This window comes from Lactobacillus acidophilus, from assembly GCF_034298135.1.
Classification (GTDB): Bacteria; Bacillota; Bacilli; order Lactobacillales; family Lactobacillaceae; genus Lactobacillus; species Lactobacillus acidophilus.
The window spans coordinates 333,446-347,275 of the sequence record NZ_CP139575.1 but is presented as its reverse complement, the minus strand read 5'-3'; the positions used below and the strand labels follow the sequence as shown (position 1 = coordinate 347,275).

The following is a 13,830-nucleotide window of genomic DNA, read 5'->3' as shown; positions in this document are numbered from 1 at the left end:
CCTATTTGGTCTTGCCAACTCAATGTAACAATCCGTTTTATTTAATTAAATCACTTTTTAGTAAGCGTATTTATAGAAGCCAAAAATATTACTTATCATAAACCTGCTTCTTAAATTCGCTAACATTCTTTTTCGTAATAATTTTTACTGGAACTTTATCATTTTTTGGAACTTTTTTATTTTGATAGTAATCATAAACCATTTGAACTGACTGTTGACCTATCTTATTCCATTGTTGACCTACAGTAGCAGTAATTTGACCCTTTTGAATCAAATTCAAACAAGCAAGCGCCCCATCAAAACCAATAATAGTTATTTTCTTATTAGCAGCTTTCACAGCACGAGCAGCACCAACTGCTTCTTCATCATTTTGAGCAAAAATACCTTTAATGTTTCTATGTGCTTGCAAAATATTTTCAGTTACTGTTAAAGCTTTTGCACGATCAAATTGAGCTGTCTGCTTTGTTACAATATCTAATTTCTTATCGCCAATACTATCAAAACCTTTACCACGTTCTCGTGTAGCAGATGCTCCTGGAATACCTTGAATTTCCGCTACTTTAGCATTCTCTCCTAATGTCTTAACTAACCAATTTGCTGCCATTTTACCACCAGCAACATTATCTGAAGCAACCGTTGAGATCACTTTACCTGAGTCCGCACTACGGTCTACACATACTACAGGAATATTCGCTTCGTTAGCTTTTTTAACAACTGCAGAAATTGCGGATGAATCACATGGATTAATAATTAATGCATCCACTCTTTGTGTTATCAAATCTTCTACATCATTATTTTGCTTTGATGTATCATTATTTGCATCATCGACAATAACTTTTGAGCCATGTTTCTTGGCATAATTACTAATTACATTTTTCAAATTAACGAATGCAGGATTGGTTAATGTTGAAACAGATACACCAATTTTTAAATTTTTTGGTGCTTTCTTCGTCACTTTATCAGACGATCCTGATCCATTACTTAAACCTGTAGAACCACAACCTCCTAGAATTCCACCTGCTAAAACTAAAATCGACGCAACTGTAGTAATTTTCAAAAAACGTTTAAAATTCATTTTTCTTTCTCCTCAATTTATACTACTTTTCATTCACGATTTCTTTGAGTTTGAGAATCTATCATAACAGCAATTAAAATTACAACACCTTTAACAATTTGCTGGTAAAAACTATTAATACCTAATAAATTCATACCATTACTTAAAGAAGCAATAAGTAAAGCACCAACTAATGTGCCTGACATTCTACCTTTACCACCCATTAGACTAGCACCACCAATAACTGTTGAGGCAATGGCATCCATTTCATATGACATACCCGCATCTGGTTGTGCTGATCCTAATCTTGAAGTTAAAATAAAACCGGCAAGAGCTGCTAATAATCCTGAAATAGTATAAATTATAATTAAAAGTTTTTTAGTTTTTACACCCGCAACAAAAGCAGCTTTCTCATTACCACCAAGAGCAAATATTTTACGACCAAATGCAGTTTTATGAAGTAAAATATAACAAATTATAAAAGCGATTAACGTAATAATGACTGGAAACGGAATTCCAAATAAGTAACCTTGCCCAATAAATTGAAAGAAGAAACTTGTATTCATTTTTCCCCCAGTAACTGGGTTACCACCTGTAAATACATAAGTAGCGCCTCTCCAAATAGTCATCGTAGCTAATGTAGCAATAAATGGCGTTACTCTACCCCAAGTAATAAACAAACCGTTTATGGCACCTAGAACAGCACCAAGCATTAAACCTATAAAACCAGCTAACCATGCAGGAGTACCATTTAAAATCATCATGGCTATAATTGCACCAGTAAAAGCTAGAATTGAGCCTACAGATAAATCGATACCAGCCGTTAAAATTACAAACGTCATACCAAACGCAATTAAAGCATTAACCGAAGCTTGACGTAATAAGTTTAATAAATTATTGGGGGGCAATAAATTGTGGATTTAAAGCTGTAATAATTATTACTAAAACTATTAAAGCTATTAATGCCATGTACTTAGTAAAATCAAATTTTCTCTTTGTTTTCACTTTATTCATTTTACTTTCCTCCCGTAGCTAGTTTCATTACTTGCTCCTGAGTGGCACCTTTTGCATCAACAACTCCCATCTGTTTTCCTTCATATAGAACTTCAATCCTGTCACTCATACTTAACACTTCAGGCAAATCACTTGAAACCATAATAATTGCTACATGTCTGTCAGTTAATTGATTCATCAATTCATAAATTTCTTTTTTAGCACCAACATCTACACCTCGAGTTGGTTCATCCAAAATTAAAACTTTTGATCCGCTTCCTACCCATTTAGCTAAAACAACTTTTTGTTGATTACCTCCTGATAAACTTCTTGCAGAAACATCTGCACTTTGTGCTTTTACAGTTAAACGTTTCATCAGCATCTCAGCAAATTTATCTTCTGCTTTTTGATCAATAATTCCATGTTTTCTAAAACCATCAATACTTGGTAAAGCAATATTATCTTCTAAAGATTGATCTAATACTAATCCCTCATTTTTTCTATCTTCAGTTAAAAAACCAATACCATGTTTAATAGAATCACTAGGACTATTTAGCTTTACCTCTTTTCCTTCAAGATAAATTTTTCCGCTAGTAAGTTTATCTATTCCAAACAAAGCTCTCATTGTTTCTGTACGACCAGCGCCCATCAAGCCAGAAAATCCAAGAATTTCACCCTCATGAACTTCAAAAGAGATATTATGGAATTTTTCCCCTGACAAATTTTCAGCTTTTAAGGCTACAGGGCCTAATTTTGGTTTTCTTTCTGGATAGTAATCACCTATATCTCTACCAACCATATCATGAACAATTTTATCTTCTTTTACGTCTTTTGTATTATACGTATTGATAGATATACCATCTCGCATAACTGTTACTCGATCACATATTTCCCATAATTCTTCCATTCTATGTGAAATATATATAAATCCTACATTTTGTTTTTTTAATTCACGAATAGTTTTAAACAAAATATCTGTTTCATTTTCAGTCAATGCTGCTGTTGGTTCATCCATAATTATTATTTTTGCATTTGTCATTAAAGATTTAGCAATCTCGATCATTTGTTGTTGTCCCACTGTCAAGTTGCCAATCTTCATATCTACATCTATATCCGAACCTAATTTATCTAAATATGCTTTTGCCTTCTTCTTCATTAATTTTTGATTCATCAAGCCGAATTTATTTTTAATTTCTTTATTTAAAAAAATGTTATCTACAACGCTCATTTCTGGGAAATTATTCATTTCTTGATGAATAAAACTGATACCATGATGTTCAGCGTCCAGTGCATTCGCATATGTTGTTTCTTGTCCGTCAACTTTAATTGAACCAGCATCTTTTTTTAATAGACCTGTTAAAATATTCATTAAAGTTGATTTTCCAGCACCATTTTCTCCCATTAAAGCATGAACTTCTCCTGAATTAACTTTAAAATCCACACCTCTTAATACTTTATTAGTACCAAAATTTTTTTAATATCATTCAATTCAATTTTCATTAGTAGATTCACTTCCTAAAATATAACGCCACTCTCAAGAATTACGTTAGAAAAGGGAGTTTCTTCTCCAGTTCTAATAAAAGCTTTTGCTTCGCTTAAATTTTTCTTTAATTGAGTATGAGGAATAAATTTAATTTCAACATCCGGTAAAATTCTCTTTATATTTTCTAATTGTTTAGGATTGCTATCCTTTATCTCATCTGCAACATAAATCTTTTGAACTTGTAACTCTTTTAAAACTTCTTTCAAAACACTTATAAAAGATGGCATTCCTGCACTAACAGCCAAATCAATTTTTTCTGTAGTTTTTGGAACCGGTGTGCCAGCATCACCAATTCCTAACCAATCCATATGCCCCATATCAGCAACAACTCTAGAAATATCTGAATTTAAAATTCCAGTTTTTTTCATTTTAGTCACTCATTCTGTATACCTGTTTTATTTTTTCTTTTGTTGGAATAGACGGTTGAGCTCCTATTCCTTGTACTGTAATTGATGAAGCTTGTTGACCATAATCAATTGCTGCAGAAATATTTAACAAATCAGTAGTTAATACAGAAGTCATGGCGCCAATAAATGTATCACCAGCTCCAGTTGTATCTACTGCATTAACTTTATATGCTGAAATAAACCGATTTTCAGTAGGACTTGAATAGTAAACTCCCCTTGAGCCTAAAGTGATAATAGTTACTTTTACTCCTTTTTCTCTGAAATATCTTGCAGTTCGTTGCATTGATTCTTCATCGGTTACATTTATTCCAGTAATAGCTGCACTTTCTGTTTCATTAGGTACAATAATATTTGTAACTTTCAGCAATTTATTATCTATTGTAGTAGCAGGAGCCGGATTTAGAATTGTTGTAACGCCATGTTTTTTTGCAATTGTAAAAGCTGATATTATTGCTGAAATTGGAGTTTCAAATTGAGCAATAATATAATCGGAATTTGCAATTGTATCTTCTGCTTTATTAATCTGGCTACTATCAATTAGCCCATTAGCACCTGCGTAAACTAAAATACTATTTTGCCCGTTTTCATCTAATAAGACGGTAGCTGTCCCCGTTTGGGCTGTATCTTTTATCTGCACATTTGACAAATTAATTTTTTCTTTCTCTAATTCATTCAACATATATTTACCGGCAGCATCATTACCTACAGCACCAATAAAGCTTACCGTTGCACCACTACGCTTTGCCGCCACTGCTTGATTAGCTCCTTTGCCACCTGCAGCAAATGTCTTTTTATTAACATGAATCGTTTCACCTGGTAATGGAATTTTATCTACATGATAAGTGCTATCCAAATTAATACTTCCCAAAATAGATATCTTTGAACTCATAATTTCCTCCTCTCATAAAAATTATGTTTACCTAAATCAAACACTTTTTTTACTAAACGCTTTACATTTCGTATAATACTCGCGTGTGTAATCGCTTTCAATAGATATTAAGTAAATACTTTTATTTTAGTTAGAATTTAGTTATATTTAAATCAAGTATTAAATACAAAAAAGAATGACAAATTCCATCTTCAAAATGCTGAATTTGTCATTCTTTTATTTATAAATATAAAATTTTTAATCATCTAAAATAGTATTCAAATCACCATACCAGTACGCTGCCACCTTATCTTTAATCGGATCATAATAATCTGGTTTTACATTTATATACTTACCAGCTTCAGCCAAGATTGGTACTACATCAGCACGTACACCTGCCATGTGGTGAATGTATGAACCGTAAACGTACTTAGCTTCAAATCTGTTCAAGTCCTTAAATTGGAACCAAGCATAAGTACCTTGTTCATAAGGGCCTTCACAAGTCTTAGCATTACCAATAAGCATTGAATACTTACCATGATCGCCATCAAATCTTACTAAAGTATAAGTTCCGTCCTTAACCTGGAACGCAGCAGAACCAGGATAATCAAATACAAAGTGAGATGGTGGTAAAACTGGACGATTCTTAGCAGTTTGGAACGCAAATGTGCCCAAGTGTTGCAATAATTCACCATTTTCATTTTCTGGGTGGCGGCAGTTTACGTCTGCAAACAAGGCTCTTTCTTCGCCTAAAGTTGCAGCCTCAGCTAAAACCTCTGAAATTGTACCATTAATATCAGTTTCACAGGTTACTGGCATCCCTTCAGTTTGAAGAAGAGCTTCAGAAGCATAAGGTAAAATACCAATTTCACGTTGCAATTCAGTCCAACATTGGATAGTACCACAATTACAGCCGTATTCTTTCATCTTGTCTTGCATAGCAAGTTTTAAAGCCGCAACCTTGGTGAAGTCCCTATCTTCAATTTGAATATCAGCCCATTTTCTATAAACGTCCTTAGTTTCTTCAATACGTGGATCATCTTTCTTAATCAAGTCATTCATGTATGAAGTTAATTCACCCAATGGAATTGGTGATAATTCTATGCCAAACTTTTCAAGCAATTCACCTTCATTAACAATTACTGACCAGAAATCAAATGGACGTGGCCCAATTTGTAAAATACGAGTATTTTTAAATGTCTTGACTACATTACATACTTTAATAAAGTCAATTACACCACGACTAAATGAAGGATCATCAATATCACTATTTTTAATATAAGTAAATGGAACATTGAAATGGCGTAATACCTTACCAATCGCAAATAAACCACATTGAGTATCACGCCGTCTTGAACCATCAGGAGCAGGCGCTTCATCTCTTGGCCCCCAAAGTAACACAGGAACATCAAATTTAGCTGCTAAGCGAGCAACTTCATATTCAGTACCAAAGTTTTCGTTAGCAATAAACAAGCCATCAATCTTTTCTTCTTTAAACTTCTTAGTAATCTTTTCAAGACCTTCGTCATCATAAAGAAGACCATCATCATTTACGTCCTTAATGTCAACGTAGTTAACACCTAATTCGTCTAACTTTTCACGAGTTTTATCTGCAAATTCAATTGCTGCATTAGCTGAGAAAATGTTTCTTCTAGTTGGTGCAAAACCAATTTTAATTTGTTTTAAGTAGTTTTTATCAGCCATCAAAAATAGCCTGCTATATAAAACATGGAAATATGTAGAAGACGAATTTTCTACATATCAGAAAGATATATTTTTCCTTTCTTTGTTTCATTTACTGTCGTCTTCACTAGTATTCTGATATTCCAAATAGGAGTAATCACATTGACCAGCTCTTACAGTTTAAGGGCTTAGCCAGCCCCGTTGTCTTTATTTCTTTTTATCTTGCTAAAGCTAAAAGATTTAAAACCGCATTTTTATCTCGATCGTTCTTGTAGCCACACTCATAACAGATATATTCATTATGTTTGGTACCATGCTTTTTGTTACCTTGCAAAGTGATCTTTTCCTCGCCTTTTTTGACATAACCGCACGCAGCACATCTTTGAGTTGATGGGTATGTTTTATCAGCTAAGATCAATTCTTTGCCATACCAATTACACTTATAAGTTAATATCTGCCTAAATCTACTAAACAGCGATCTCTGCATTCCTTTGGAAGCTACATGGGTCATCATCATTTGCTTTACTGCTAAGTCTTCAATTACAATTTGGTCGTAATTATCTACAAGCTTAGTAGTGAACTGCTGTAAAAGATCATTTTGGATATTAGCTACCTTGCGATAATCTCTTTGCAATTTGGTTCTCACTGCAAAGTAATTATTTGATTTTGTAGCTAACTTACCGTTAACTTCTCTTTTACGAGCTAACATTCTTTGATAATGCTTGATGCGCTTATAAAGCTTTTGCAATTTAGCAGGCAAAACATTGATTTTGCCATCTGTGTAATTAAAGTGACCGACATTGACATCTACTGCTGTCTTTTGATGATTTTTAGCCTTACTTGAAATCTCTTCTTCATAAGGCAAAGCCGCATAATAAGCTCCTTTTTCTTTGAAGATACTTATTACTTTGACTTCATTCATCTTTAGAGCTTCATAGCTTTTTAAATCAAACCAATCTGCTTTTGAAATGCTTCTTGGACGATCAAGGCGAAGCTTGCCATTAACAATCTTAGCCCTATCAGTTTTAAAGCCTTGTCTGGGAGCTTTCTTTGATTTAAAACTAGGTATTCCCCAATCAGGTTGAGCCTTATCAAAGAAATTCTTCCAAGCATTAGCTAAGTCTTTAATCGCTAATTGTAAACATCTAGCAGACAAATCATATTGCCAGTCAGCTTTATTTGCGACTAGTTCATCGCGGACTCTGCGTTCGTTAGGACTGGGATTATCTTTTTTATTTAATGTATGAGCTTCATACATTAATTGCCAAGTTTCTAAGCCTTTATTCCAGCAGTATCGCCGATAGTCACATAAAGCATCAAGATGCTTTTGTATGGTCTTATTAACTTTTAGCTTTACTACTTGTGTTTTAATCATTGCTTCACCTCCCAGAATGCAAACATAAGTTTATCTAAGAAGACGAAGCAAAACAAGTAAATATTGAATCAAAGCTTATTTTCCATGTTTAACTTTCTAAACAAGCTTAATCTTTTGTTTTCATCTATAAATTTCTACATATTTCTATATTTTTATTAACTGTTAACCAGCTCCTAAATCCATTTAAATTAATTGTATTCGCTTACAATTAAAAATATAAACTAAACCTGGAGACCATTCAATCAGATTTTTACTTAATTAAGCTAAACTACTAAAGTGATTCTCTTTCAATCAATTTAGTTGAAATAAAACATTTTTGAGGTAACCAATCAGTATCTGCTACCTTACACTGTAATTGATTAATTGCCTGATCAACAATTTGTGTAATTGGAACATGTATTGTAGTTAATTCTGGTATGACCATTGTGTCTTCAGAAATGTCATCAAAGCCCATTACAGCAATATCCTGTGGCACTTTTATACCTTGTCTTGTTAATGCATTCAATAAACGTAGGGCCATATAGTCATCTTCACAAAAAATTGCTTCAGGCCAATTATTTTTTTGTCTAAATAAAGCTGGTAAACTTCCTCTTAATTCAGTCGGATTTAAACTAAATACATATTCCGGTGGAATCTGTATATTTGCTTCCCTCATTGCCTTTCTAAAACCAGATCGACGTTGTAAAAAATTAGAAATTGCATGATTTGATGCTACATATCCAATCTTTCTATAACCTTTTTTAACAATGAATTTTCCAGCCCTATAAGCTCCTTGAAAATTGTCGATTGAAACAAAATCGGCTTGAATATACTCAAAATAATTATCAACAAAAATCACATTACGCAATTTTCGATTAATTAACTGAACTTGTTTTTGATTTAAATCAGTTGCTAAAACTATAGACGCTTTTGATTGTTGTAAAGCTTCATTATTCAATCCTTCGTGTAAATGATTGATATCTAAATTAACAATCTGCATCTGCCCGCCAGCTCCACTGACATTCTGTGAAAGTTCAGACACCAAAGTATCAAAAAATGGCAAACTGGCATAGCTTCGATTCATCATCCCTGTTCTATCTTGAATAATAATTAAACTAATACTGGCAATTTTTCTAACGCCGCCTTTTTTGTGTTTGCGTAGCGGCTCATAGCCTTGATCTTTAATTACTTTAAAAATCTTCTTTCTCGTTTCATCACTTACACCGGGCTTACCGTTTAAAGCAAATGATACAGCCGCTTTAGAAACACCAGCCATTTTGGCAATATCACTCATTTTTAAGTCCATATAAACCACCTTATCGAATTTACTAATTTAAACTAAACTAAATATTTAATATGACTAAACTAACTATAAACATGATATTCTCATTTTGTAAGCAATTACAAGTTTTTTTATCACAATGAGGTGTTTTTTATGGATATTCTTGATCTTAAAAAGAAAGCCGTTGAACTTAGAAAAAGAACGTGGGAATTAATTTATAACCACAAAAATGGACATACTGGTTCAGACTTATCTTGTACTGATATTTTAGTTGCACTTTACTACAGTGTAATGAATCAAAACAAAGATAACTTTGGACAAAAAGACGTTGATACATATATCCAAAGTAAAGGTCATGCCGTTGAAATTTGGTACGAAGTTTTAGCCGATAAAGGCTATATTGACCGTAATGACTTAGAAAAGAGATATTCAACTTTCAACAGTCCATATATTGGTCACCCAACTACTGATGTTAAAGGAATGGAATTTCATACCGGCTCATTGGGCCATGGTCTTGGTTTAGGTGTTGGCGTTGCCTTAGCAGCTAAAATGTATAATTCACCAAAGCACACTTATGTATTAATGGGTGATGGCGAACAAGCTGAAGGCTCTATCTGGGAAGCAGCTATGTCTGCTGGTAACTACAATTTGGATAACCTAACTGCTATCGTTGACCATAATGACTTACAGATTTCGGGTACAACCGATTCAGTTATGCGCTCTAACCCACTGGGCGACAAATACCGTGCTTTTGGTTGGGACGTTCAAGAAGTTGATGGTAATGATGTTGGTGCTTTAGTTGACGTTTTAACTAAGCCTAACGACACTAATAAGCCAAGAATGATTATTGCTAACACTATAAAAGGTAAAGGCATCACTGTTGCAGAAAACAGAGCTGATTGGCACCACAAGATTCCAACAGAAATTGAATACAAAGAAGGATTACGCGAATTAGACGCACAAATGGAGGCACTTAACAATGACTAATGATGAAAAATTAACTGCAAATGCTGTCATTGCCGATACTTTAGACAAAGCAACTGCTACTGATTCTGATCTATTAGTAGTAACTTGTGATTCTCGCGGTTCTGCTGGTTTAGTTCCATTTACTAACGCTCACCCTGATCGCACAGTTGAAATGGGTATTGCTGAGCAAAATGCTGTTACAGTTGCCGCTGGTTTAGCTCACGAAGGTAAGCATCCCTTTGTTTTCTCTCCTGCTGCATTTTTGGCAATGCGTTCAATTGAACAAGTAAAAGTTGACGTTGCCTTTAACAAGAATAACGTTAAATTAATTGGTATTTCAGGTGGTAACTCTTATACCTGGTTAGGTAATACTCACCATTCTCTTAATGATGTTGCTATAACTCGTGCTATTCCAGATCTTGAAGTCTACCAACCTTGTGATAAATACCAAGTTAAAGCATTATTTAACTACCTATTAAAATCTAACAAACCAGCATATGTTCGTATTGGTAAGCGTAAGCTAGATAATGTTTACCACGAAGACTTTGGGTTTATTCCTGGTAAGGCTACAATTATTAAACCTGGCAAAGACATTTGCTTAATTTCAACTGGTGAGACTTTATACTTCACATTAAAAGCCGCAGAAAAACTTGCAAGTGATGGCATCGATGTCGAAGTTGTAGACCTTGGCTCAATTAAACCAATTGATACAGAAATGATCGGTAAACTTGCTCAAGAATTTGACCAAATTGTCACTATAGAAGAACACGATGTAATCAATGGTATTGGTGCCGCAGTTGCTAGCGAAGTAGCTAAGTATGGACATGCCAAACTTAATAGCCTTGGTTTTCCAGATAAACCTGCTATCCAAGGTACACAAGACGAAGTCTTCCATTATTATGGTCTTGATGCTGAAGGAATTGAAAAATCTGTTAGAAAAATTCTTGCTAAATAAAAGCAGGTGATCTTATGTCTAAAAAATATATACTAGCAATCGATCAGAGCACTCAAGGTACAAAGGCAATACTAGTAGATCAGAATAATCAAATTTTTTGGAAAGCCGCTCTGCCTCATAAACAAATTATTAATAATCAGGGCTGGGTCAGTCATGATCTAGGCGAAATTAAAGAAAATCTCCAAAAATTATTTAAAAAAGTATTAGAACAAGTTTCTCCTGATCAACTTATCGGCTTAGCAATCACTAACCAACGAGAATCGGCAGCTGCTTGGTCTAAAAAGACTGGTGATTCACTCTGTAAGACAATTGTTTGGCAAGATAATCGAGCTGAAAAATTAATCAAAAAAATTTCTTATCCTGAACTTAAAAATGAAGTTAAAGATAAAACTGGATTAGCACTTTCTCCATATTTTACCGGTGCCAAATGGGGATGGATGCTTTTAAATGAGCCTCGAGTAATTCAAGCTCACGAAAATAATGACTTATGCTTGGGGACAATGGACAGCTGGTTAATATATCAACTTACTGACGGAAAATCATTCAAAACCGAGCCATCTAATGCTTGCAGAACTCAATTAATGAATATTCGAACAGGAAATTGGGACAAGAATTTAAGTGAAATATTTGGAGTAGATTTAGAAAGCCTTCCTCAAATTGTAGATTCTAATGGTCATTTTGGAAATACTAACTTATTTGGTCTACTTCCACATCCTATTCCAATTTTAAGTGTTTTAGGCGATTCACAAGCTGCACTTTTTGCTCATGGTTGTTTTAAAGCTGGTGATTTTAAAGTTACATTTGGAACTGGCTCATCAGTAATGCTTAATATAGGTACTTCATTACCAGCTAATATTAATAATAAACTTAATACCTCAATTGCTTGGTCTTTAAATGGCAAACCTTCATATGTACTTGAAGGAAACATAAATTATGCTGGTGCTTGCATTACCTGGCTCAAAGATAATTTACATTTGATCAACACACCTAATGAAACTGCTGATTTAGCGCTCACTGCCAATCCTGAAGACCATACAATTTTAATTCCTGCTTTTGCTGGATTAGGCGCTCCTTATTGGAAACCAGACATGAAAGCCGCCTTTGTAGGTATGACTTCTACTACTAGTAAAAAAGAATTAGTTAGAGCAACTTTAAATTCATTAGTTTATCAAATTGCTGATATTCTTTCTGAGTTTAAGCAACTTTATCCAAAAGTAAATAATGAAATTCATACCGATGGTGGTATGATTCACAACAAATACTTAATGCAATATTTAAGTAACATTACTCAAAGAATAGTAAAAGTTGCAGATATTTCTGAGTTAAGTGCCGTAGGTAGTGCGATGAATGCTATGAATCATACAACAGGTATTCAATCATCGAAAGCTTACAATACACGAATGAATTCAAATATCGCGCAAAAATACCGACAAGAATGGAGTCATTGGATTAATATTTTATCTTAATCTAACTTACAAGAATAACGAGATGATGTTATGAAAAAGATTTTAGTAATTAATGCCGGTAGTTCATCTTTTAAATTTAAAGTATTTTCCTTCCCTCAAGAAGATGTTATTGCCGAAGGAATGGCAGATCGTGTTGGTTTAGCTGATTCTACATTTGAATTAAAATTGGCTGACAAAACTGCTCATTCTGAGAAAGTTGAGATTCCTGATCAAACTACAGCCGTCAAGATTTTACTGACCAATTTAAAAAAATATCATGTAATTAATGAATCCAATGAAATAATCGGTATTGGTCATCGAATCGTTGCTGGTGGTGAAACGTTTAAAGACTCAACATTAATTAATCAAAAGAATTTACAACAAATTTATGACTTAAAAGAATATGCTCCACTACATAATGTACCTGAAGCTGATGTCATTAAGGCTTTTCTCCAGCTTTTACCTAACGTTCCTGAAGTAGCCGTCTTTGATACTGCTTTTCACCAGACACTTGATCCGGTACATTATTTGTATTCTCTTCCTTATAAATACTATGAAAAATATAAAGCAAGAAAATATGGTGCTCACGGAACCTCAGTTCGTTTCGTAATTCAAAAAGCTGCACAACTATTAGACAAGCCTCTAGATCAATTAAAATTAATCGTTTGTCACCTCGGTTCAGGTGCATCGATTACTGCAGTTAAGGATAGTAAATCATTTGATACTTCAATGGGTTTTAGCCCACTTGCGGGAATAACGATGAGTACCAGATCCGGCGATGTCGACCCTTCCTTATTAGCTTATATTATGGAAAAAGAAAACCTTGATAGAAACCAGATGATTGATATTTTAAACAATAATTCTGGCTTACTCGGCATATCCGGAATTTCACCAGATATGCGTGATTTAAGAGACGACATGGCTCGCTTAAGTGGAGATAAAAAGAAAAGAGCTGATTTAGCAAGAAACATCTTTATTAATCGTATTTGTCGCTATATAGGTGCCTACATTATTGAATTAGGTGGTGTAGATGGTATCATCTTTACCGCTGGCGTTGGTGAACATGATGCTGGTGTCAGAGCTCAAGTCATGAATACACTTAAATTCATGGGTGTAGTAGCAGATCTAGAAAAAAATAAAATTAATCAAGCTGGCCTAATTACCTGTCCCGATTCTAAAATCGCAGTTATGCTCATCCCTACCAATGAAGAACTAATGATAGAACGAGATGTAGTAAGAGTGGCCCACCTCAAAAAATGATCCAATAACAAAAAAGAGAA

At 34.0% G+C, this 13,830-nt stretch carries 10 protein-coding genes and 2 pseudogenes; 4 read left to right on the top strand and 8 right to left on the bottom strand.

The window, feature by feature from the left end; all coding sequences use genetic code 11:
* Positions 1–88: 88 nt before the first annotated feature.
* The 8 genes and pseudogenes from SO785_RS01525 to SO785_RS01490 all read right to left on the bottom strand — a co-directional run bounded on the left by SO785_RS01525 (position 89) and on the right by SO785_RS01490 (position 9,208).
* Positions 89–1,075 carry a substrate-binding domain-containing protein gene (locus tag SO785_RS01525; RefSeq protein WP_003548215.1) on the bottom strand — a complete coding sequence of 329 codons (987 nt, stop codon included), beginning with the start codon at positions 1,073–1,075 and terminating at the stop codon, positions 89–91.
* Between the two features lie 29 nt (positions 1,076–1,104).
* Positions 1,105–2,068 (bottom strand): annotated as a pseudogene (locus SO785_RS01520) (ABC transporter permease).
* A 1-nt stretch (position 2,069) separates the two neighbouring features.
* Positions 2,070–3,547: pseudogene (locus SO785_RS01515) on the bottom strand (sugar ABC transporter ATP-binding protein).
* A gap of 15 nt (positions 3,548–3,562) precedes the next feature.
* Positions 3,563–3,958, bottom strand: coding sequence for a D-ribose pyranase (rbsD, locus tag SO785_RS01510; RefSeq protein WP_011254480.1), 396 nt, complete (start codon positions 3,956–3,958; stop codon positions 3,563–3,565).
* Between the two features lies 1 nt (position 3,959).
* Positions 3,960–4,886, bottom strand: a complete 927-nt coding sequence (rbsK, locus tag SO785_RS01505) for a ribokinase (RefSeq protein WP_003548221.1) — start codon at positions 4,884–4,886, stop codon at positions 3,960–3,962.
* Between the two features lie 237 nt (positions 4,887–5,123).
* Positions 5,124–6,569 (bottom strand): L-fucose/L-arabinose isomerase family protein, encoded by a 1,446-nt coding sequence (locus SO785_RS01500; RefSeq protein WP_011254481.1) that lies wholly within the window; start codon positions 6,567–6,569, stop codon positions 5,124–5,126.
* 196 nt (positions 6,570–6,765) lie between these two features.
* The gene (locus tag SO785_RS01495) at positions 6,766–7,923 is read right to left on the bottom strand and encodes an RNA-guided endonuclease InsQ/TnpB family protein (RefSeq protein WP_107789234.1); all 1,158 of its coding nucleotides are present in this window, start codon (positions 7,921–7,923) and stop codon (positions 6,766–6,768) included.
* 271 nt (positions 7,924–8,194) lie between these two features.
* Entirely contained in the window at positions 8,195–9,208 is a 1,014-nt protein-coding gene (locus tag SO785_RS01490; RefSeq protein WP_003548226.1) for a substrate-binding domain-containing protein, read from the bottom strand.
* Positions 9,209–9,337: 129 nt separating this feature from the next.
* Here SO785_RS01490 and SO785_RS01485 point away from each other — a divergent pair, with 129 nt between their 5' ends.
* From SO785_RS01485 to SO785_RS01470, 4 genes are read left to right on the top strand one after another with little or no spacing between them, the layout of a single operon-like run.
* Positions 9,338–10,171, top strand: a complete 834-nt coding sequence (locus SO785_RS01485) for a transketolase (RefSeq protein ID WP_003548228.1) — start codon at positions 9,338–9,340, stop codon at positions 10,169–10,171.
* The gene (locus SO785_RS01480) at positions 10,164–11,105 is read left to right on the top strand and encodes a transketolase family protein (protein WP_003548230.1); all 942 of its coding nucleotides are present in this window, start codon (positions 10,164–10,166) and stop codon (positions 11,103–11,105) included. The genes SO785_RS01485 and SO785_RS01480 overlap by 8 nt, the downstream gene beginning before the upstream one ends.
* Positions 11,106–11,119: 14 nt before the next feature.
* Positions 11,120–12,571 (top strand): FGGY-family carbohydrate kinase, encoded by a 1,452-nt coding sequence (locus SO785_RS01475; RefSeq protein WP_003548232.1) that lies wholly within the window; start codon positions 11,120–11,122, stop codon positions 12,569–12,571.
* Positions 12,572–12,601: 30 nt separating this feature from the next.
* Positions 12,602–13,810 (top strand): acetate/propionate family kinase, encoded by a 1,209-nt coding sequence (locus tag SO785_RS01470; RefSeq protein WP_021874130.1) that lies wholly within the window; start codon positions 12,602–12,604, stop codon positions 13,808–13,810.
* Positions 13,811–13,830: the final 20 nt, after the last annotated feature.